This window comes from Pseudomonas sp. 273 (assembly GCF_029201425.1).
Lineage (GTDB): Bacteria > Pseudomonadota > Gammaproteobacteria > Pseudomonadales > Pseudomonadaceae > Pseudomonas > Pseudomonas delhiensis.
In genome coordinates this window covers 2,131,479-2,151,292 of the sequence record NZ_CP116775.1, presented here as the reverse complement: position 1 = coordinate 2,151,292, position 19,814 = coordinate 2,131,479, and the positions used below count along the sequence as shown (strand labels likewise).

General features: G+C 54.9%; 17 protein-coding genes and 1 pseudogene. 9 read left to right on the top strand and 9 right to left on the bottom strand.

What is annotated here, in order from left to right:
- The first annotated feature begins 372 nt into the window (after window positions 1–372).
- Both PKO50_RS10420 and PKO50_RS10415 read left to right on the top strand, forming a co-directional pair.
- Entirely contained in the window at window positions 373–1,755 is a 1,383-nt protein-coding gene (locus tag PKO50_RS10420; protein ID WP_275629627.1) for a site-specific integrase, read from the top strand.
- A 426-nt stretch (window positions 1,756–2,181) separates the two neighbouring features.
- On the top strand, window positions 2,182–2,418 hold the full coding sequence (locus PKO50_RS10415) for a hypothetical protein (protein ID WP_275629626.1): 237 nt from the start codon (window positions 2,182–2,184) through the stop codon (window positions 2,416–2,418).
- A gap of 57 nt (window positions 2,419–2,475) precedes the next feature.
- On the opposite strand, the gene PKO50_RS10410 is transcribed toward PKO50_RS10415, so the two are convergent.
- Genes PKO50_RS10410 through PKO50_RS10395 form a run of 4 tightly spaced genes read right to left on the bottom strand, consistent with a single transcriptional unit; the run spans window position 2,476 to window position 8,680 of the window.
- Window positions 2,476–4,200, bottom strand: a complete 1,725-nt coding sequence (locus PKO50_RS10410) for a response regulator receiver domain (RefSeq protein ID WP_275630460.1) — start codon at window positions 4,198–4,200, stop codon at window positions 2,476–2,478.
- A gap of 1 nt (window position 4,201) precedes the next feature.
- Window positions 4,202–7,150, bottom strand: a complete 2,949-nt coding sequence (locus PKO50_RS10405; protein ID WP_275629625.1) for an ATP-binding protein — start codon at window positions 7,148–7,150, stop codon at window positions 4,202–4,204.
- Window positions 7,151–7,202: 52 nt separating this feature from the next.
- Window positions 7,203–7,604: a very short patch repair endonuclease gene (locus PKO50_RS10400; protein ID WP_275629624.1), complete on the bottom strand. Its 402-nt coding sequence runs from the start codon at window positions 7,602–7,604 to the stop codon at window positions 7,203–7,205.
- A 41-nt stretch (window positions 7,605–7,645) separates the two neighbouring features.
- On the bottom strand, window positions 7,646–8,680 hold the full coding sequence (locus tag PKO50_RS10395) for a DNA cytosine methyltransferase (protein ID WP_275629623.1): 1,035 nt from the start codon (window positions 8,678–8,680) through the stop codon (window positions 7,646–7,648).
- A 440-nt stretch (window positions 8,681–9,120) separates the two neighbouring features.
- On the opposite strand from PKO50_RS10395, the gene PKO50_RS10390 reads away from it, so the two are divergent.
- Window positions 9,121–9,393, top strand: coding sequence for a hypothetical protein (locus PKO50_RS10390; protein WP_275629622.1), 273 nt, complete (start codon window positions 9,121–9,123; stop codon window positions 9,391–9,393).
- Window positions 9,394–9,495: 102 nt separating this feature from the next.
- Window positions 9,496–10,464, top strand: a complete 969-nt coding sequence (locus PKO50_RS10385; protein ID WP_275629621.1) for a DUF932 domain-containing protein — start codon at window positions 9,496–9,498, stop codon at window positions 10,462–10,464.
- A 727-nt stretch (window positions 10,465–11,191) separates the two neighbouring features.
- Here PKO50_RS10385 and PKO50_RS10380 read toward each other — a convergent pair.
- Window positions 11,192–11,755 (bottom strand): hypothetical protein, encoded by a 564-nt coding sequence (locus PKO50_RS10380; RefSeq protein ID WP_275629620.1) that lies wholly within the window; start codon window positions 11,753–11,755, stop codon window positions 11,192–11,194.
- A complete protein-coding gene (locus PKO50_RS10375) occupies window positions 11,752–11,988 on the bottom strand; it encodes a helix-turn-helix transcriptional regulator (RefSeq protein ID WP_275629619.1) in 237 nt (78 codons plus the stop codon). The genes PKO50_RS10380 and PKO50_RS10375 overlap by 4 nt, the downstream gene beginning before the upstream one ends.
- A gap of 58 nt (window positions 11,989–12,046) precedes the next feature.
- Between PKO50_RS10375 and PKO50_RS10370 the strand changes: the two genes are divergently transcribed.
- A complete protein-coding gene (locus PKO50_RS10370) occupies window positions 12,047–13,036 on the top strand; it encodes a site-specific DNA-methyltransferase (protein WP_275629618.1) in 990 nt (329 codons plus the stop codon).
- A gap of 248 nt (window positions 13,037–13,284) precedes the next feature.
- Here PKO50_RS10370 and PKO50_RS10365 read toward each other — a convergent pair.
- The 3 genes and pseudogenes from PKO50_RS10365 to PKO50_RS10355 all read right to left on the bottom strand — a co-directional run.
- A pseudogene (locus PKO50_RS10365) lies at window positions 13,285–14,742 on the bottom strand (IS66 family transposase); the annotation flags it as partial.
- 63 nt (window positions 14,743–14,805) lie between these two features.
- The gene (tnpB, locus tag PKO50_RS10360) at window positions 14,806–15,141 is read right to left on the bottom strand and encodes an IS66 family insertion sequence element accessory protein TnpB (RefSeq protein WP_275629617.1); all 336 of its coding nucleotides are present in this window, start codon (window positions 15,139–15,141) and stop codon (window positions 14,806–14,808) included.
- Complete coding sequence (locus PKO50_RS10355; RefSeq protein ID WP_057380821.1) at window positions 15,138–15,473, bottom strand: transposase; 336 nt, start codon at window positions 15,471–15,473, stop codon at window positions 15,138–15,140. The genes tnpB and PKO50_RS10355 overlap by 4 nt, the downstream gene beginning before the upstream one ends.
- 560 nt (window positions 15,474–16,033) lie before the next feature.
- On the opposite strand from PKO50_RS10355, the gene PKO50_RS10350 reads away from it, so the two are divergent.
- From PKO50_RS10350 to PKO50_RS10335, 4 genes are all read left to right on the top strand, one after another.
- Window positions 16,034–16,564: a hypothetical protein gene (locus tag PKO50_RS10350; RefSeq protein WP_275629616.1), complete on the top strand. Its 531-nt coding sequence runs from the start codon at window positions 16,034–16,036 to the stop codon at window positions 16,562–16,564.
- Between the two features lie 198 nt (window positions 16,565–16,762).
- A complete protein-coding gene (locus PKO50_RS10345) occupies window positions 16,763–17,470 on the top strand; it encodes a hypothetical protein (RefSeq protein WP_275629615.1) in 708 nt (235 codons plus the stop codon).
- Between the two features lie 72 nt (window positions 17,471–17,542).
- Window positions 17,543–18,505 carry a hypothetical protein gene (locus PKO50_RS10340; RefSeq protein WP_275629614.1) on the top strand — a complete coding sequence of 321 codons (963 nt, stop codon included), beginning with the start codon at window positions 17,543–17,545 and terminating at the stop codon, window positions 18,503–18,505.
- A gap of 8 nt (window positions 18,506–18,513) precedes the next feature.
- Complete coding sequence (locus tag PKO50_RS10335) at window positions 18,514–19,812, top strand: hypothetical protein (RefSeq protein ID WP_275629613.1); 1,299 nt, start codon at window positions 18,514–18,516, stop codon at window positions 19,810–19,812.
- The last annotated feature ends 2 nt before the right edge of the window (window positions 19,813–19,814 follow it).

The following is a 19,814-nucleotide window of genomic DNA, read 5'->3' as shown; positions in this document are numbered from 1 at the left end:
TGGCGGCGTGATGCCGTCGTAGGAGCCTCCTGGGTCAGGTCCTATGAGGAGGTCCGCTCTTGTCGTGGTGATGGCGGGGGCGCGATCTCGTTCCCCCTTCTGAGTAAGCTCCGAGCGCTGCAGTAATTCATGTCATGGCCTGATGGAGCGGATTATTTTAACACTCTACCCCTTGCACCCCATGCGCTTATTTTGTGGATTTCCATGGACACCAATGGACACTGACGAATCACCTACACCCTAGTAAATACGGAGCATACAGGCTAGATTAGCGTCCACCATGATCCACGAGCATCCACCGACAGCCAAGCGATTCGGTGGGGTAAAAGTGGGGTAAAATTCCACGGAACCGAATAAGGCAAGGGGTAGGACATGGCCAAACTGACAGCCAAGCAACTGGAAGCGCTCACCACAGCCGATGATGGCCGGATCCTCCGCGAGGACGGGGGCCTGGTCGCCAAAGTCCGTGCCGGCGTGCGTGGCGTGACGGTGCAGTTCCGCTACGAATTCAAGCAGGATGGAATGAAGCGCGACCAAAGCCTGGGCAGTTGGCCGAAGAAATCGCTAGCGCAGATTCGCGCCGAACGCGACGAAGTGAAAGCGATAGCCACCAAAGGGATCGACCCCACCGCTGCCCGCAAGGCCGCCAAGATCGAGGCCCAGGCCGCCATCGCCGCCACCATTGCCGAAGCCGAGCGCCAGGCCGCGGAGAACAAGACAGTCGCCGACCTCTTCGAGGAATGGATGCGCGATGGTGTATCACGTCAGGACGGCAATGCCGAGCTGCGCCGAAGCTTCACCAAGGACGTGCTCCCTCTCATCGGCAAGAAGCCACTGCGCACCCTAACCGAGAAAGACCTGCTCAACGTCCTGCGCCAAGTCAAAGCCCGCGGCCTGAACCGTACTGTGGTTATCCGCAGCAAGGACATCGGCCAAATGCTGCGCTGGGGAGAGAAACGCAAGCCATGGCGCACCCTGATGGCCGACGGCAACCCGGCCGACCTGATAGACGTCAACAAGCTGCTCGATCACGACTACGAAGAACAGCGCGACCGACTACTTTCCCCTGACGAAATCCGAGAGCTGCACGACATCTTCGCCCGCTTGGAACGCGACTACGACGCCCTCCCCGCCGGCCAGAAATACTCAGGCATCCGTCCCGTCAATCCACGTGTGCAATGCGCCGTCTGGATTTGTCTGAGCACCCTTTGCCGTATCGGTGAGTTGCTCAAATCCGAATGGCGCCACGTGGATCTGGACAAGGGCACCTGGTTTATCCCTGCCGAAGCTACCAAGGGGCACAAGGGCAAGCGCCAGGATCATCACGTATTCTTGTCGCCATTCGCGTTGAGTCAGTTCAGGCGCCTGAAAGAAGAAACCGGCTATACCCCGTTCTGCTTCCCCAGTAAGGACGAAAAAAGCCATGTCGACACCAAGACAGTCAGCAAATTGATCGGTGACCGGCAGTGCCGCTTTAAGAACCGCAGCAAGCCCTTAGCTGGCCGCCACCACGACGACTCACTCGTGCTGAGCAGAGGCGCTAAAGGTGAATGGACGCCTCACGACCTGCGTCGCACAGGCGCTACTATGATGCAGGAGCTCGGTGTGACGCTGGAGATAATTGATCGCTGCCAGAACCACTTGCTAGGTGGCTCAAAAGTTCGCCGGCACTATCTCCATTATGACTACGCCAATGAGAAAGCAGAGGCCTGGCAACACCTTGGAATCAGGTTAGAAAAAATCCTAACTCCCTAAAATACCATCTCAAGCCCTGCGCAATCCAAAAGAGAACGATTTTGGACCCAGCCAATGGGGGAAATTAGCTCCGCGTACGATGAGGCTCACCGAAACTTGGACGGACAAGACGCGGGATAGAGATTACTCAGACGGTAGCTAGGCGCTGGTACGCCCGAGAGAAATCCGCCAGGAAGGAATGACGCAAAAACACCGCCCTAGCCTCCGATGGCTAGTTAGACAGTAAAAGGCATGACCAGGGAATAGGTACTGCTATCCGCATTTCAGTATTTTCCGATTGACGCTAGATGCCCTGAGCATATGGTCTGGCTAAGCCCCTATCTTCCGGGCTTAGTCGATTTTTCACTACAAGGACGTGAATCAGAGAAGACCATACTGGCCACCCTTGCCCTCCTAAGCTCCTCATCCCTCACACTCGCCGAGGCGATGAACCCCATCATCGAAGTCCTCGCGAACTACGTCCAGAAAAGCATCATGCAAAGTCTTGCCAACGGAAAAGGCCCACTAGCAGAAGGCGCCAGAACAAACCTCAAGATGCAGGCTCAACGCGAAAGGGAAGCCAATAGAGGCACGCGAAGATCCATGAAGGAGTACATTAAGCCGGGCAACATCATCGATGATGATGTGAAAGAGTGCACTGAACGCATCCGTGTGAAGACGTAGTAGCCGAAAAATATATCAACTCAAGAAGTTGGAGGGGACGAGCCCCCCTGTACAACTTTAAAAATTGAAACGTCCTTCGTTTATTAGCCTCAGATACTCTGAATCACTAATACCAATTCGCATCCAATTCCGTAAAAGCCCAGCCATTTCACTGGCTGCACGGGTATATCTCACCTCTCCAAGCCAGGAGAATTTTTTCCCTTCTAAGCATTGAAATTCATATTTTTCCGAGCCTTCCTGAACACAATCGGCAAAGACCCTTTGAAGAGAAGTGTCCGGAGTAAAAAAGAAGGTTCTAATAACAGGCCCCTTTTGATCTACCCGGAGAAAAACCTCCTGCCCCTCGGAGTCTTTCAAGACAATTCCATATTTTTCGGAATCAATATATATCTTTAAAAATACAAACGGAGTTTTCTCTTCAAGCCGTAACGTATCGCATGCTGGAGTCAGGCAAATAAGATACTCAAATTCCTCCGCTACGGCTTGCCCTTGCTCATCAGTCCCTGCAGGCCTCAACTGATACTTAATTAAAGTCCCAGTCGTCAGTGATGGCCGCCACCCTCCGGCACCATACAGTTTTGAGCGGCCATGAGCTTCGCGTTTCAGAACAACCAACCGAGCAAATTCGTGCTCAGAGTTTTTAGAGAGCTCAGCTCCTCCCGCTAACGCAGTAGAAATCAAATGCCGAGATTTTTCAGGAAATTTAATATCATTCGGGTCACCATTGAACGCCTTATGATCTCGAACACCACCAGCCAAGATACTCAGAAGAAGAGACTTATCTATAACAACATCTCCGCCCACCCTCTGAACCGATATGATGTCCTCTTTAGCATTAATCCATTTTACAATCGGCTCACTCTCTAAATACCTATCAGCAACAGACTCCAAACCCAAAGCAGAGTCACATTCAGACACAAACAAATCACGGAGCATTTCCGAAACATCACTTGGGGGATTTGTAATTATCCTATTGGCAATATAGGCCGAGTCTAATTTACTACCAAATCGCGTCAACATGTGATGAGCATTTTTTCTAATAGCCCCAACAGCAGCCAACGAAAATGCAGGTATTAATCCGTCTGCAAAGCGAGAAAATAAATTTATCAAGTCCAGCGGCAATTGAGAGGCCGGAGTAGCACCCTTATTCTTTAATACGACCAGCGTATTATCACCATAAGCACAAAAATCTTGCCCCGCAACATCTTCAACAGAGATCCCTCCATTCTGCAGGTACTCCTTAACATCTTTAAATATTGACTCGCCCAACGGCTCGCCTGTATAGACACAAATAAGCCGAAGCCTCCCATTTTCAGCAGAGTCCGATGTCGCAATTTCCTGGAGGATCGAAAGAGTCAAGGACGAATCCTTTTTCTTCAGATACCAATCAATGATAACGAGATCGGAAACCTTTGCCGCAGCTACCGCACGAGCAACCTTTTGTTCTTGCTGCGAGTCTTCATCATCCGGGAGGACAAATGCGCATGCAATTCCATTAGATGCGAACCTATCAGATACCGCACGCAGGTCTAGGTCGTGTAGTTGATCTATCTCAACAGGTGCAACAGGTACCTCAACTACCGGTAGATCAGCATCTAGACCATTATCTACTGGCGGAGCGACTTGAGGCGTAGGCGCTGAGCTTGCCTCACGAATCCATGGCTGATTATCAATTACAACCGCCGTCTTAAGGAACTCTTTTACTGCTCCTTGGATATGATCAGACCAAATGGCGGCAGAATTCATAGTTGCTGCTTCCTCTATAACACCTTGACTTCCCATATCACTCACTCCGCGAATCCTTCGAGAAAATCCTAAACTTAGGACTTACATCAACTCCCGATTGAACCAGCTCAATATCGAAACCTTCTCTGCGCAGCGTTTGTTGACTGATAGCAAGCCCCATTCCGCGTCCACCAGGCTTTTGCGTCTCACCGAAGTCAAACATTCTCTGCCGTACGCGTTCTTCTATACCAGGCCCATTATTAGAAATAAGGAAACCTTTATCATCCGCATCCAGTATTATCTTTTTCTCGCCGTGAGAGCGACTATTTAGCCAGTAAATAGCATTATCAATAATATTTACAAAAGCGCCCATTAACGCCGAAGACTTACACCGCACCATAAATCCACGAAACGCAAGAGTGGCATCAAGCTCTATTGAGGAAGCCTCAAGGGGTTCACTGAACACACTTCGAACCACGTTCAATATTTCACTTCCGGAAATTTCAACGGTAGAGCGATACAGCCTCCTACCTAGAGGATCAAGAACCTTTAGATACCCTTCCAGGTGCTCAATATGGTCGCGTAATTTCTTATAGATAGATGCCAACGGCAGATTTCTGTCAGCCCACGGCTTGAGCTCTAACATCGCAGATCGAATACCTCGCGATGCTCCCTCGAACTCATGCTGAAGAATACCTACCGACATCCCCATCTGAGCAAACTCCGAATAAAATTCAATTTGCTCCTCCAGAACTTGATTTCTTGACTCAAGAGCAGCAAATCGATCGTCTAACGTTTCTCGAGCCTGAACACCTTCAGATAACTCAATCATTTGCCGCCTCAAAGAATCTAAAAGCTCAACCTCCCGAAGCTTCAGATCTGAGAGCTTGCTTTCAATCTCGCTACGAATCTTATCCAACTCATCCGGGTTCTCAGCCGTACGCTTTACAAACTCATCGACCAACCTTTCAACATTAACTCTGAGACCGGAGAATTCCTCCTTAAGAACATCATGCACAGCGTTTTGCATTTGCCCAACAGAACTTGATGTTTCCCTCCGTAGACTTGCCAGTTCGCGAACAATATTATCCTTTTCGCGCTCAATATCTTGAAGGGCAATACTCCTTCTTTCTGATGCAGCCACACGACCGTCAGTAGCCTTTCTTATTTGCTCATCCAGATCAGCCCTGAGAGGCTCTAACAACTCCTGCTTCAACTGTGCAGATATAGACTCGTATGCAACCCAGTCCCTTTGCAGCCTCTTAGTTAGAGCCAGCCCTCGCGGCAGAATTAATTGAACCTTTCCATTCAGCGCGCGAAGCCTCTGTTTAGCATCTAGCTCTAACAGCCGCGCTCTTGAAGCAAAATCCCCTAAATCCAACTCAAGACCAATATATTCAAGCTTTTCTTTTAAATCTTTAAGAATCGCTGATGACTCAGACTCGAAATATCCTGAGTTATAAAAATCAAAAAACTCTTCTAGCTCCGACTGCAATTGCTTCCGCCGCTGATCGGCCTTCTCTTTCTGTTTCTTAAGCAACTCAGCCTGGGCCGCAAAAGTCTCTTTACCCTCATGGTAATCGTCACCTTGAGGGGATGCTTTCCTAAAAAACTCATATGCCAACTGCTTAAAGAAGTTAACCAAAATCGAGCGAAAATCTCGATAAGCCAGATTCTCCCTAAACCCTTCACGACCAGCCTTCTCGGTCAAAGCCCCATTTTCAGAGTGCCTAATACCCACATATCCAAAGCCACGACGATAAGAGAAAAACCAATCCTTTGCCGCCAGAGTCCGTCTCTTCTCAATGTCTAGCCAGTCTACATCCGAGTTCCCATAGGGCAAGACTCTAATACCATCCCTATATATATAAAGCCCTCCCATCCTGTCGGTTTTTCCGACCATTTCCGACCAATCTTCTGGGGATAGTCGAGACTCACTAGAGCGCCCTTGGACATATCCATAGCGGAAAGAGAATGGCCCACACTTTGGCGTCCTACCTCCCCCGTCCGTCCAATTGCAGACAAACTCTCTTGACTTTCCGTAGATAGAAACCCTTCCTACGAACTGGCCAAATTCGTCAAATTCACCTTCAAAGTATTGGTCAGTCTTATTAAAGTCGTCACTGTTAAAGAAGCTTTTTGGCCCTATCCTCTCTTCCACCCCTTCCAAAGTGTGATCACGAAATTCCGTTTTAATCACCGGATCATCAAAAGCCATTGCATTGGAAAATCCGAGAAGGTTCCGCTCTAACTTCGAGGACTCTTTCTCACCCCGCCCATCAATATCATCATCCAACTCGGGGGCGACAGGAAGCACAATGAAATGTGTACCATAGCCTTCACCAGTGAGAGTTAGCGGATCAGCCCTATATATTCCATCATCGTTTTTATTAAGGGTATTATCCAACATATCGGGACCAATTATCCGGACCCGATCTAAATCCTCAATTAGTTGCTTGAATGCTGCAGGAGAAATTTTGCCTTCAAGTGACTTGAGGTTATCGGCTACTTTATCCGCTAAACGCCCAATATCATCCCTAGTTGGTAGCGTGCCACCGGTAAACTCCTCCACAGGCACGTCGATTGCGCTGACATCCAACCCTGGCTGTTCAAAAATACCCCAATGGACTAGAGCTACAACTAAATCCCTCAAACCATCAGGTCGACTTGCCCGAGTCATCAGAATTGTAATTGGGGCAATGACTGCGATGGCTAAACGCCCGATGCCCTTCTCCCCCATGATAGAACGCTTGGGTAAGTTTTTCGGGCCTCTCCATTCCTGGTCATCCGAATCACGATTGGCGTTAACACGGGACTCGGTGCCCAAAGTTAACCAGCGGTTTTCGACATCCTCCCGGGTCATGCCATATCCGTCATCACGGAGGACAAGTACGCGGTTACGACGGAAATAGTCGACTTCAACTCTTTCCGCATAGGCATCGTGTGCATTTTTGAAAAGTTCATGGATTGCGGTGGGAATCCCCGCAATTTGCTGCCTGCCGAGCATGTCGACGGCCCTAGCTCTCACCCTGAGCTGTGTCATGAAGACTCCTAGGTCTCTAAGGAGTTATAGAATTCTTGTGTAGTTGATCCATGACGATAGCTGCCATGGATTCAGGGGACTGGTGGGTCCAAAAGCGCAACACAGTCCAACCTGCAGCGTGCAAAACAGCGGTCACCCGCTCGTCCCGGGCACGATTGCTCTGCAGCTTTTCCGCCCACCAGTCGCCGTTCGCTTTTGGGATCGTACCGTGATCCGGACAGCCATGCCAAAAGCATCCATCAACGAATACGGCCAGCCTCGCCCTGGGGAAGGCGATGTCGATGTTTGAGCGCCCCAAGGCAACGGATTTGGGCTTGTAGTGGATGCGGTAACGCAACCCTACGGAGAAGAGTAACTTTCGAAGTGCGAGCTCAGGCGCCGTGTCCTTCGTGCGAACACGCTTCATCACAGCCGACACCTGATCCGAAGAGGCTGGAGGCCGGGATGAAGGGCTGTTCTTCACAATGCGTCGGCTCTGATCGCGGCCCTGAGACTACGGGCGATGGTGCGCATCATTTCCGGTGGAACGGCGTTGCCGATCTGAGTTGCGATCTGGCCGGCGTTTCCATGGAAGATATAGGTATCCGGGAACGATTGAAGCCGCGCAGCTTCGCGAAGGGTGATTGCCCGGTGCTGTTCCGGGTGGGCATAACGACCCCGGGTAATGTCCGTACACCCCGTGGTAAGGGTCGGAGCGACGTCGTTCCATCTCATACGCCCGTAGGTGTCCGAGAACGAGGAAGCCTTTTCCGCCCGCTGGTGACAAGCCAACTGCAGCTCAACAGGCAAGGACTCACGTCCGCCACCATCACGAGGGATATGCTGCAGACGCTGAATATTGAGCGGCGAGTGTCTCCGAGCGAAGTGAAGCGGATCCAACCCAGGCTCAGGCCGGCCCACAGGTGGCACGGGCAATTCGGAAATTGCCCTGTGCACGGTTTTCCGACGACGTTGCACGATGTTCGTAGCGACGGAGAGCGGAACACCTTTGGCCGCAACCAGGATCATCCTGGTACGACGCTGGGGTACTCCCAGATCTGCGGCATCCACACGCATGGGCTGGGCTACGGAGTAGCCGGCTTTTCTCAGCCAACGCCTGAAGCCCCCGAAAATACTGGTAGAGGCCAAACCCGGGACGTTTTCCAAAAAGACCAAGGAGGGCTCGAATCGCTTGATGAACTTCTTGGACTCACCCACCAAATCCCGACGCGAATCCTTGTCGCTCTTGTGTCGGTTCTGGCTGCTGAACGGCTGGCAGGGAGCGCACACCACAAGCAGATCCAACCGCTCCGGAATGACGTCAGCGAACTCGTCAGGGTTCACCTCCCGAATATCCTTCTCCCGCAGCCGGACTTCCGGGTGGTTGTCGCGATAGGTGCGGCAAGCTCCAGCGTCAAAGTCAACGGCCCCTACGACTTGGAATCCTGCTTTCTTTAGTCCCAGGGAGACGGCACCGGACCCGCAGAATAAATCCAGAGCGATTGGCCTTGGCATGAAGAAGTACCTGACGATTGAGTGAGCGTCCTACCCTCGGAATCGTGGCAGACAGCAGAGATGGCAACAGTGTTGCCACTGGTGAAAATATAGGCGCAAGTGCTTGTAGAGTCTAGGGTTTTCGCGGGCTAGGGCACCATCTGATGCATCCCAGGACGTCGCCGAATCACTTCATTTTCGAAGGTGACTACATCGACCTGACTTTCAGTAAACACAGGCCTTATTGAGGTTTGCGTAGGCCGTAAATACCCGTTTTATGGGCATTTATGGTGAACCGACGAGATCCCCATGCGATTCATAATGCTTGGCTGCACCAGTCGATCAGAAAAAATTTCAATCCTACATCACTGCCATGACATATCCACCAAGGAGGCTCCCCAGCCATGTCATTGCAGTGTCCTCGCTGTAACTCTCCCAAGATCGCATCCCTGCATCCCGCCATGAAGATCGGTGCCCTCGTCGGCACGGTCGGTGGCGCAACGCGTGGTGCATCCGCCGCTCTTGCTGGCGGGCAAGCCGGTGCGGCAGTCGGCGCCATTGCTGGTCCGCTGGGCATCACCCTCGGCTCGTTGTCCGGCGCCATCCTCGGCGGCCTGGCCGGTGGCGTCGGCGGTTGTGCACTCGGCGCCCAGCTTGGCGACCAACTGGATCGTCACGTCCTCGCCAACAACCTCTGCCTGATCTGCGGGCATCGCTTCAACCTGCCGACCTGATCGGTTTCGCGCGTCTTCTCCCCCTTCCCTTTTCAACCCTTCCGCCGGTGCTGCGCGTTGCGCAGCGCTTTATGCCGGCTATTGCTCACAGGAAAACTCACCATGGCTCATCTCATCGAACGCATGGCTTATGTCGGCGAAGCCCCCTGGCATGGCCTGGGCAGCCGCCTCTCCCCGAAACAACCGCTGGAAGTCTGGCAGCGCGAAGCCGGCATGGACTGGCAGATCCAGGAAAGTCCGGTCCACTTCAAAGCGGACGCGGTCGGCCATCTCGGCAGTATCCACTCCTTCCCCGAGCAGAAGGTGCTCTACCGCTCCGACAGCAAGGCACCGCTCTCGGTGGTCTCCCAGCGCTACCAGGTGGTGCAACCGAAGGAGGTGCTGGAGTTCTACCGCGACCTCACCCAGGTCTCTGGCTACGAGCTGGAAACCGCTGGCGTGCTCAAAGGTGGCCGCAAGTTCTGGACGCTGGCGCGCACCGGACAGAACACCTCGCTGAAGGGCAACGACCTGGTCAATGGCTACCTGCTGTTGGCCACGTCCTGTGACGGCACCCTGGCCACTACCGCCACGCCTACCACGGTGCGGGTGGTGTGTAACAACACCCTGACCATCGCCGTCGATGGCGCTACCCGGGCGATCAAGGTGCCGCCTAGCACCCGCTTCGACGCCCAGGCGGTGAAGAAGCAACTGGGTATTGCCGTCTCGCAATGGGACGAGTTCATGTACCGCATGCGCCACCTGGCCGAGCGCAAGGTGCAATGGCACGAGGCGATGGGCTACTTCATGCAGGTGCTCTGCGATGCCCAGCCCAACAATCCGTTGCCGGATGCCCTACCGAACGAACGCGCGCTGCGTCGGGTGCAAAGCCTGTACGAAGGCCGCGGTCGTGGCTCTCAGTTGGAAGCCGCCAACGGTACCGCCTGGGGTCTGCTCAATGCCGTCACTGAGTACGTCGACCACGAACGCCGTGCCCGTAGCAACGAGTACCGCATGGACTCGGCCTGGTTCGGCCAGGGGGCAGTGATCAAGCAACGCGCCCTGGATGCGGCCCTGCAGTTGGTGGCCTGACGGCCGTTCCCTCCTTCCGTTACCGGCGATGCTCCGATTTGGCAGCACGCCAGCTCCGATCCACTCGGCGACTACGTCATCAGACAAAACGCACATCCGGCCAAAGACTTCGATGGTGCACAGGTCGAGATTCAGATCTCGTTGGCTCATAGCACTCCCCCTTATGGGTTTTCTCCCCTCCATGGCTTTTTGCTGTATTCGAGCGTAATTCAGCGGCACCAGGCTCCTTAACCCAGAAGACTTACCTCACCTACTTTCGTAATATACGAAAGGAATCGGGGTTTTTGTATATTACAGATGCAAAATACCATTTCGCATGAATTTGATAGACGACCAAGCAAGAGCGCTTATCAACAGGACAGGTCTGGACGAACTGGTGAAGCGTACCGAGGTCAGCGGCACCCGCTGGCGAACGGTTCGCTACGACAAGCGAACCCACGCATCAGCGCCCAGGAAGTGAAAGCACTAGTGCGTTTGTATCCGCTGTACGCGCTTTGGCTGGTGAGTGAGTAGGTGGCGCCTGAGGCTGGGCAGACCAGGCCGGATGGCGAGGAGTTTGGGCGGGACGCTTGAGCCATGAGGGCGTGCGGAGATTGCAGGGATTAGGGTAGGAAAAATAAATCTGCCCATTTTCCAAGAGACTCTTGACGATCAGGGCTACCCACTACCAAGCTGTCAGGCCGCAGACTCGCCATGGCTACACCCGGCGAGTCCGTGGAGAGTTTTCTTAGACCTCGTCAGGCTCGAAACCCGCAGCATCGGGTGGCGTGGGCTGTACGCGGCGTCTGGACGAAAGGTCAGGCTCCTTCCCATAAACCAGGCGCCCGTGCTCTATGACGTATTTCGCTGGAATTTTTGGATTGTTGATGTCCTTGCCCCCGTCTACATGCCACTTCCCCTCCCATTTTTGGAAATAGAACTCGAGGTCCGTAGGCTCCAAGAGGTACACAGCCTGAAGTGCGATATGGCGGTAGATAGCAAACACCCATGGCACCTGCCTGTACTTGGCGATGATGAAGGGATTCATGTGATGGTGGGTCGAGAAGCTCTTGGTCAACTCAATGTTGACCGACTTAAGCTCATATTCGCGTCCATCTGCATCAACCGCATCGTTACCCTCTCGACCAGGGATAATGCGAAGGCCGAGAAGGAGAAGCACCTGCAGCAGCTTGCCGCCATTATCCTGAAAGATATCATCGATACCATGCTCGGTCGCCAGCCTCTGGTATTCCTCAATGGACGGCCAGGCGGCTTGCAGGCGAGCGTAATCTTCATGCGGCTTCAATGTCATTCCTTTGGTTCCTCCAGCAGTGATGCGGGAGAAACGTCCAGGGCGATTGCCAGCCGCTCGATGTTGTCGATGGAGATGTTTCGCTCACCTCGCTCCACCGAACCAACGTAGGTCCGGTGCAGACCCGCCGCGTCGGCCAATGCCTCCTGCGACAGCCCGAGCTTCCCCCGCGCGATCCTCAGGTTCACGGCGAACCGCCGCCGTGCCTCAGAGGGCTTTGACTTCTTTTTCATACGCGGGATAATCAAGACATGATGACAATGAATCTACAGACTATGAGTAGCATCCAGCATGATTAATGATTTCTCTCCAGCCTATTTCACCCGAAAGGGAGGAACCTACATAGGCGATTCTCGTGAACTCTTGGCCGCTCTGCCCGACAACAGCATCAACCTGGTCATGACCAGCCCCCCCTTCGCCCTCCAGCGCCAGAAAGAATATGGCAACCTCGATCAGCACGAGTACATCGACTGGTTCCTTGAGTTCGCCAAGTTGGTGCACAGAAAGCTGAAGGATGACGGCAGCTTCGTTGTGGACTTCGGCGGGGCGTATATGAAGGGTGTGCCAGCCCGCAGTCTCTATAATTTCCGCGTGATGATTCGGATGGTAGATGAGTTGGGGTTCTTTCTTGCTGAGGATTTCTACTGGTTCAATCCGTCAAAGCTGCCGAGCCCAATCGAGTGGGTGAACAAGCGCAAACTACGTGTGAAGGACTCGATCAACACCGTCTGGTGGTTCAGCAAAACCGAGTGGCCTAAATCAGATATCACCAAAGTCCTCGCTCCCTATAGTGACCGTATGAAGAAGCTGATAGAGGATCCGGATAAGTTCTACACCCCCAAGACCCGCCCCTCGGGGCACGACATTGGCAAGAGCTTCGCAAAAGATAACGGCGGGGCAATTCCACCCAACCTATTGCAGATTCCAAACTCCGAGTCCAACGGGCAGTACCTATCCGGCTGCAAGGCCGTGGGCCTCAAGGGGCACCCGGCGCGCTTTCCCGCGAAGCTACCGGAATTCTTCATTCGGATGCTGACCGACCCCAACGACATTGTCGTGGATATCTTCGGTGGCTCGAATACTACCGGCCAGGTCGCAGAGACGGAGGGACGCCGGTGGATGGCATTCGAGGCTCTACCCGAGTATGTGGGAGCCTCCGCTTTCCGCTTCCTTGATAAGGGTTTGCCCCCGGAGACGATGAAGGAGCTCTATGAACGAATTGTCGCAGGTGAATCCGTGGACCTTGAGGAGTACCGACAGCAATCGGCCCTAGCCATCTAGGGCTTTCGACAAGGTCATAGAAGAGGAAGGGCAGTCCATAGGTTCGCCCTTCCTCTCTTACTAGAAAATGGGAGCAGATTTCGATCTCCCGAGTATGTGTAACCCGCTCTTGCGCCTAGCATCAACATACCTACTGACCTACTTCCATCAACTAGGCGCACAAACATCGACACACCCAGTCTCACCATCGTAAGCGAACGGACATTGCACCTTACCGGTGGATACCCAGTTGTGTCGGCCAGAGCGTCGGCCTTCTGCGTCGGCAGGCGCATGAGCACGTCCTTCAGGTAGGCGTACGGATCGTGCCCGTTCAGGCGGGCTGACTGGATCAGCGTCATCAAAGCTGCGCCACGTTGGCCACTGCGCAGTGAGCCGGCAAACAGCCAGTTGGAGCGCCCTAAGGCCCAGGGACGGATCTGGTTCTCGATCCAGTTGTTGTCGATGGGTAAGTTGCCGTCATCCAGGTAAGGCACCAACGCTGCCCAGCGCTTGAGGCTGTAGTCGAGGGCCTTGGCGATCGCGCTACCTTCCGGCACCTTCTGCCGCTGCCCAAGCATCCAGCCATGCAGGCCATCGATGATCGGCCTGGCTTTGTCCTGGCGCAGTTGCCGTCGATGTTCGGCGAGCAGCTCTCGCCCTTCGCGCTCCACCTCGTACAACTGGCCGATGTACTGGAGGGCTTGCTCGGCCAGTTGGCTCTGGTTGGCGACATGCAGGTCGAAGAACTTGCGGCGGGCGTGGGCCATGCAACTGATTTCGGTGATGCCTTGCTCGAAACTGGCCTTGTAGCCAGCGAAGTCGTCGCAGACCAGCTTGCCTTGCCAGTCGCCCAGGAAGCTGCGCACGTGCTCACCGGCCCGGCTCGGCCTGAAGTCATAGACCACGGCCTTGAGGTCGGCGAAGGGGCTGGGTGCATAGGCCCAGACGTAAGCCCGCTGGGTCTTTTTCGTGCCTGGGGCAAGCATCTGCACTGGGGTTTCGTCCGCAAGGATGACGTCCTGCCGAAGCAGGCACTCGCGCAGGGCATCGACCAGGGGTTGCAGCTGGACACCGCAAGCGCCGACCCATTGCGCCAGCGTGGAGCGCGCGATGGCCAGCCCGGCGCGGGCGAAGATCTTTTCCTGGCGGTACAGCGGCAGGTGATCGGCGAACTTGGCCACCATGACCTGAGCCAGTAGCCCGGCAGTCGGGATGCCCTTGTCGATCACCTGCGCAGGCACTGGGGCCTGGATCAATATTTCACACTTGGCGCAGACCCACTTGCCACGGATATGCCGCTCGACGGTGAAGGAGCCTGGGGTGTAGTCGAGCTTCTCGCTGACGTCTTCGCCGATGCGCTTGAGTTGGCAGCCGCAGGCACATTGGGTGCTGTCCGGCTCGTGAAGTATCAGTGTGCGCGGCAGCTCGGCCGGCAGAGGCGCCCGCTTGGGCTGCTGCCGTAGCTCGCGCTTGGCAGGGACCGGGCGTGCCGCCTCAAGCTCTGCCTCGATGGCGGCGATGTCGGCATCGATTATCTCTTCCAGCAGGTTGAGCTGGTCGGCATTGAGCTGCTCGCTACGACGGGCGAAGCGGTGGCGTCGCAGCACGGCGAGTTCGTGGTTCAAGCGCTGGTTGAGCGTTTCCAGATGATCGACGCGCTGACTCAACTGCGCGGCCAGTTGGCGCAGTTGCTCAGGCGTCAGATGATCGAAAGCGGCAGAATCCATGGCGCCGAGTGTGAGGATTTCTGGCCCCCTCGGCGATAGGCCATTGGCCTAATTGCCCCCCGGCTACAGGAACCTGATCTCGGCATCAGGCCCAAGACGCTGCCAAGGCAGGCCGACCACCAGGGCCTGCAACTGCTCGGGGCTGAGCTCCAACTGCTGTCCCTGCCAATTCCCCGACCAGACGAAGCGCCCCCTATTCAGCCTCCGAGCGGCCAGCCAGATGCCGAAGCCATCGTGCACCAGCACCTTTACCCGGTTGGCGCGCTTGTTGGTGAAGAGGTAGGCACAGTGCGGCTGCGCCGCACCGAACACCTGCACCACCCGGGCCAACGCTGTTTCGGTGCCGGCGCGCATGTCCAGCGGCTCGGTGGCGAGCCAGATGCGCTCGATGCGGATCACCTCAGCAGCTCGCGCAGGAAGCGGGCGCAGCCTTCAGGGTCGTTGCCCGGCCACTGCACCGACAGCTTGCCGGCCCGATGGGGGATGGCGATCTGGATGGCCATGTCGGCCGCATTTGGAGTAGCCGGCAGGCTCGGGACGAGAGGAATCGGAATAAAACTTGAAGATGCAGCGGGCAACTGCGCCTGCTGGCGACGAATCCACTTGTGCACGAGATTGGCGTTGAGGCCATGACTCAAGGCCACACCGGCAACCGAGGCGCCGGGCTGGATACACTCATCAACGACCTGGGCCTTGAAGGATTTTGGATAGGAGCGGCGTTGGCCTGGCACGGGAGATCCTCCACTAGGGGCTTGAAATGGTGTCCACCCAAAACAGGTGGACACCATGCCGCTAGCTGGAAGAACCGGGGAGGTGTGTTGGCCGGACGCTTACCGATGACTGGCTTCGGCAGCGAACTGTTGTCAAGGACGACACAACTTGTCGCCCCAAACAGCCAAGCTGCCGTCAATTGACGGTCACGGATGCAGCCATGTTCTCACCACCACAACCCTTCACCCTCACCTGCTGTTACTGCTCCTGGAAGAAGACCTATCTTCCAAGCGGAGACACACGGGCGTGTCCTCGGGAATGGCTCACTGGCTGCCCCAATTGCCAGACTCCCTCGCTGGATGTGCGCATTGCGAACAAGAAGGAAATCCTCAAAGAACGCCTAGAGCAGTTCTTAAAGTCATCCGGACATCCTTGATCTTTTGGTCGAGCTCGATGCTGGAGAGATGGCACAGAGCCAGCCACTTGGGTAGCATCGAGCTCAATGCGGCGCCCTGCCAATGCATTGAGCCAAGGATGCGCCACGCCCCTCATGTACCTGTGAAGCCGTGGGAGCTTTTTCATGGACCGAGAACACGCGAACCAAACTGCTGCCCGTTACTACAAGCTTCTTGGAGACTTCTGCGACCTGCAGGGCCATCTCAAACCCTTTTTCGCCGGCACATTCATAGGCGAAATCATCGATGCAGTCTCAGAGTGCGTAGACGAGGCAGAAAGCGCCAACACTCTGTGCGGCTTTCTCCCAGAGGGTAAGGCCTTCGACGAACAAGAGTGGCTCACCTCGCAAATCCGTCGCGATGGGCAACGCAAGCGCTTTCGCAGCTTGCAGGAGATTCCAGAGCACCTGCGAGAGCACTTCGGTGAAGACGATCAGGACTTCCGTAAATATGCGGAACAGCTACGGGAGGAGTGCTACGACGGCTACAACCTGCTGCTCGAACAACAGTCGAATATTGACGAGCATTTCGAATCACAACACATTCAAGAAATCTATGACTACGTGGATGTGGGGGGCTTCCCCTTTACGCCAAAGACGCCATCTGCCAGGTTTTTGAACATATGCTCATATTATGGGGCAAGTACGAGACGCTAGCTCGCACCCTCACGAAAATGGCCCACCTGGTCGATGATAACGATCCCGACCCAGACCTTACTAAGACAACCCTTTTCGGCTAAATCCCGAACACGCCATGCCTTCGTCAGGAAGATTTAGAGCACGCCTCCTTCCTGACCATCTTCCCTTTCGCATATTTGCCTGATGCCTCAGGCCCCCTGACAAAGAAGCCAGACAATGCCAAGACACCACTACTCCAACAGAGCCATCCTGATCCTCGAAAACCCCTGGGAGCTAGATAGCGCAGACTGCAACCGCGCTAGCGTGCTGCCTTTTGTCGAGGGCATTGCCAAGCTGGCTGGCGATACCGAGGTGTTTCACGCCAACTTCTATGACAAGCGAAGCTTCGACCGGGCACTCGAAATCCTTTGCAGCGCTCGCTTCAACAATGCAGTGATCTACATCGCAGCGCATGGCAGCAAAAGTAAGGTTGGGGGCGTCAAGCTGGAGGACATTCTGTTCGCAATCGGAGATCACTCCAAGAACACGAACATCACCGGCATCATGCTTGGATCCTGCTTCGCCGGGACGGACACCGACACCATCGAGGTCTTTATGCAGGGCACAAACATCAAATGGTGTGTCGGCTACTCGTCCAGCTGCGATTGGCTCCCTGCCACGATGATCGACTGCTCGATCATGGCCTCAATGCTCGAGCTCGACGAAGAAGAACTTTCAAACCGCGAGCAAATGATTGAGCCGCTCGCCCACGCCCTTGCCCCCTTCTCGCGCACCTATGTAATAGGTGAGGACGCCGATGACAAAAAAATCAAGATGGAAGAGTCCATCCGCGTGGTTATGCAGCCAAGCGGGCGTGGAAACCGCGCACGGCATGTGACTGAAGAGGTGTTAGAGGAGCACGAAAGGCTCCAGGAGTTCGCCTAATCGCCCAGTAGGCTAGCCCCGTCTACTACCTGTAACGACTCCGCCGTTTTGAGCAAAAGAGATGACTCCTCGATGGTCCTGAATCTGAAAGACGACGCTCAACTGAAGCAAGCATGTGACACAACCTTGCAGCAACCCCTAATGCAAAAGGGGAATCAAGACTGGGTGGCAGGCTTGCTGACGCTGCTTCAGGAAGTCCGTGACGTCGACGAGCCAACCTTTTTCAGCGAGCGGTTCCAGCGCAATCTGTGGGATAGTGAGCAGGTTACGTCCACTGGAATGGGGCAAGTCGACATCTCTAAGGTCGCTCAAAACACCGGCGTGATTGAGCAGCTGTGGCAGCTTAAAAACCGATTCCCTGGTCTTGAAAGAGCTCAACAGGAGCTGCTGATCACTGAAACCTGGAATGCTCTGGTTACCGCTATCACACCGCTGGTCAAGCGCTTTCCTAAGCTCAAGATGTACCGCGTATTCGCAGTGCTATGTCCGGGGTTCTTCACCACCATCGGTCACTCACGAAAACTTCGCGAGCTCGCTAGCGCGATGGGGGCAGCCCAAAGAGGGGAGTCACGTCAGCTCCTTCATCGCAAGGTGCTGGACCGACTTGATGAGGTGTTAGGCCCCGTAGAGAACATTTTTACTACCACCGGTGTGGAGCGCATGACCCTGCCCTGGCTGTTGTATGTGACGTACGTCCAACGGCCGGAACAAGAGTCTACAGAGCTGGCCGACCCAGAAACGGGCAAGGAGCTGCTCAACCCTCTGCCAGCAGAGCGCCGACGCCGAGGGTTGCTTTCGATCGGCGGAGGGATTGCCACCCTGCTGGCAATGATTGAGTTTGCGCGAGAAGGATGTACTCGCGAAGACTTCATGCAGCACCTTCAATCGCTGAATCCCGCCTTCAAGAAGTCCTCGTTGAGTACCCAGCTCAATGCATTGATCGCCGAGTGGGGCGTTCTGCGTGCACAAGGAACCGATCTACAACTTACCCCCGCGGCGAAGCCTTCTTGGAGTCTGGCGAGCCAGATGAAGTAATCGACTGGATGATTACTCGCATCCTTGGCTTCGACAATCTACTGCTCACGCTCAAACAAACACCTCTTTCCACCCAGCAAGCAAATGAGCTGCTACGCCAAGTCAATCCGGGCTGGACCAGCAATTTCGCGCCGAGTGCGCTGGTAAGCTGGCTTCGCTCCCTGGCACTGATTGAACTAGATGGAGCAAAGCTCCTTCGTCTGACTGACAGCGGCGAAGAGTGGGTAGCGCGCATTCACTGGACGCCGGGCGTCCTGAAAGCAACGCCAATTGCTGCAGGCCCCAGTGATCTGGAGGCCCCCCGTGTTGCTTCATCAATCAAAGCCAGTCGGCCGACCCTGATGGAAATCATCAAGGGCTTTGCTCCAGAGATTCAATTTCCACCGGAGCTCATCGCCCAGCTTGATGCGGGACTTTGGAGCCATTTCCGTCGCCACTTGGCCGTACTCACCGGCCTCAGTGGAGCGGGTAAAACGCAACTGGCTCGAGGATACGCGCTGAGCCTCTGGCAGCAGACCCAAGATCCTCATGAGGGACTGCTAATCGTGCCAGTGCAGCCCGGCTGGCATGATCCATCGGCCTTACTCGGCTATGTGAACCCATTGGAAGCCGATACGTACGTGCGTACGGCCTGCCTGGACTTCCTGCTACGTGCCAGCGCTGACCCCGCCAGCCCCTATACGCTGATTCTGGACGAAATGAATCTGTCGCATCCGGAGCAATATCTGGCTCCTCTGCTGTCAGCGATGGAGACCGGCGATCACATTGAGCTCCATGCACTGGGGAACGGTATCAGTGACGTACCGACTTCCATCCCCTACCCCGCCAACCTGCTGATCATTGGCACAGTCAACATGGACGAGACCACTCATGGCTTGAGTGACAAAGTGCTCGACCGAGCGTCGGTAATTGAATTCTGGGATATCGATGTCGAGGCGTTCCCGGGCTGGGCGACAACGTCGCTACCAACAGAGCTGGTCACCATAGTGCGCACCCTGCTGATAGAGCTCGTCCAGGCACTTAGACCCATGCGCCTGCATTTTGGCTGGCGGACTCTTCACGACGTCATCGGCTACCTTCAGGAGGCCGCGAACGGACAAGTCATCCCCTTCAACCAAGCCTTGGACCAGGCTGTTTACGCGAAGGTACTTCCAAAGCTTCGCGGCGAAGACAGTCCGCGTTTGCAGAAGGTATTCAAAGACGTCCTTGAGGTGCTGACGAAGGTCGAACTGGAAGCGTCCAAAGCCAAGGTGAAGGAGATGCTCGATGACCTTCATCACCTGGGTTCCGCCCGCTTCTGGCGTTAACC

What these genes read in the sequence shown, in the direction of transcription:
- PKO50_RS10410 (WP_275630460.1), bottom strand. Translation starts at nt 4,200, where the DNA reads ATGGGAAGTCAAGGTGTTATAGAGGAAGCAGCAACTATGAATTCTGCC.
- PKO50_RS10405 (WP_275629625.1), bottom strand. Translation starts at nt 7,150, where the DNA reads ATGCTCGGCAGGCAGCAAATTGCGGGGATTCCCACCGCAATCCATGAA.
- PKO50_RS10380 (WP_275629620.1), bottom strand. Translation starts at nt 11,755, where the DNA reads ATGACATTGAAGCCGCATGAAGATTACGCTCGCCTGCAAGCCGCCTGG.
- PKO50_RS10385 (WP_275629621.1), top strand. Translation starts at nt 9,496, where the DNA reads ATGGCTCATCTCATCGAACGCATGGCTTATGTCGGCGAAGCCCCCTGG.
- PKO50_RS10420 (WP_275629627.1), top strand. Translation starts at nt 373, where the DNA reads ATGGCCAAACTGACAGCCAAGCAACTGGAAGCGCTCACCACAGCCGAT.
- PKO50_RS10350 (WP_275629616.1), top strand. Translation starts at nt 16,034, where the DNA reads ATGGACCGAGAACACGCGAACCAAACTGCTGCCCGTTACTACAAGCTT.
- PKO50_RS10390 (WP_275629622.1), top strand. Translation starts at nt 9,121, where the DNA reads ATGAAGATCGGTGCCCTCGTCGGCACGGTCGGTGGCGCAACGCGTGGT.
- PKO50_RS10375 (WP_275629619.1), bottom strand. Translation starts at nt 11,988, where the DNA reads ATGAAAAAGAAGTCAAAGCCCTCTGAGGCACGGCGGCGGTTCGCCGTG.
- PKO50_RS10370 (WP_275629618.1), top strand. Translation starts at nt 12,047, where the DNA reads ATGATTAATGATTTCTCTCCAGCCTATTTCACCCGAAAGGGAGGAACC.
- PKO50_RS10340 (WP_275629614.1), top strand. Translation starts at nt 17,543, where the DNA reads ATGGTCCTGAATCTGAAAGACGACGCTCAACTGAAGCAAGCATGTGAC.
- PKO50_RS10395 (WP_275629623.1), bottom strand. Translation starts at nt 8,680, where the DNA reads ATGCCAAGGCCAATCGCTCTGGATTTATTCTGCGGGTCCGGTGCCGTC.
- PKO50_RS10345 (WP_275629615.1), top strand. Translation starts at nt 16,763, where the DNA reads ATGCCAAGACACCACTACTCCAACAGAGCCATCCTGATCCTCGAAAAC.
- PKO50_RS10335 (WP_275629613.1), top strand. Translation starts at nt 18,514, where the DNA reads ATGATTACTCGCATCCTTGGCTTCGACAATCTACTGCTCACGCTCAAA.
- PKO50_RS10415 (WP_275629626.1), top strand. Translation starts at nt 2,182, where the DNA reads ATGAACCCCATCATCGAAGTCCTCGCGAACTACGTCCAGAAAAGCATC.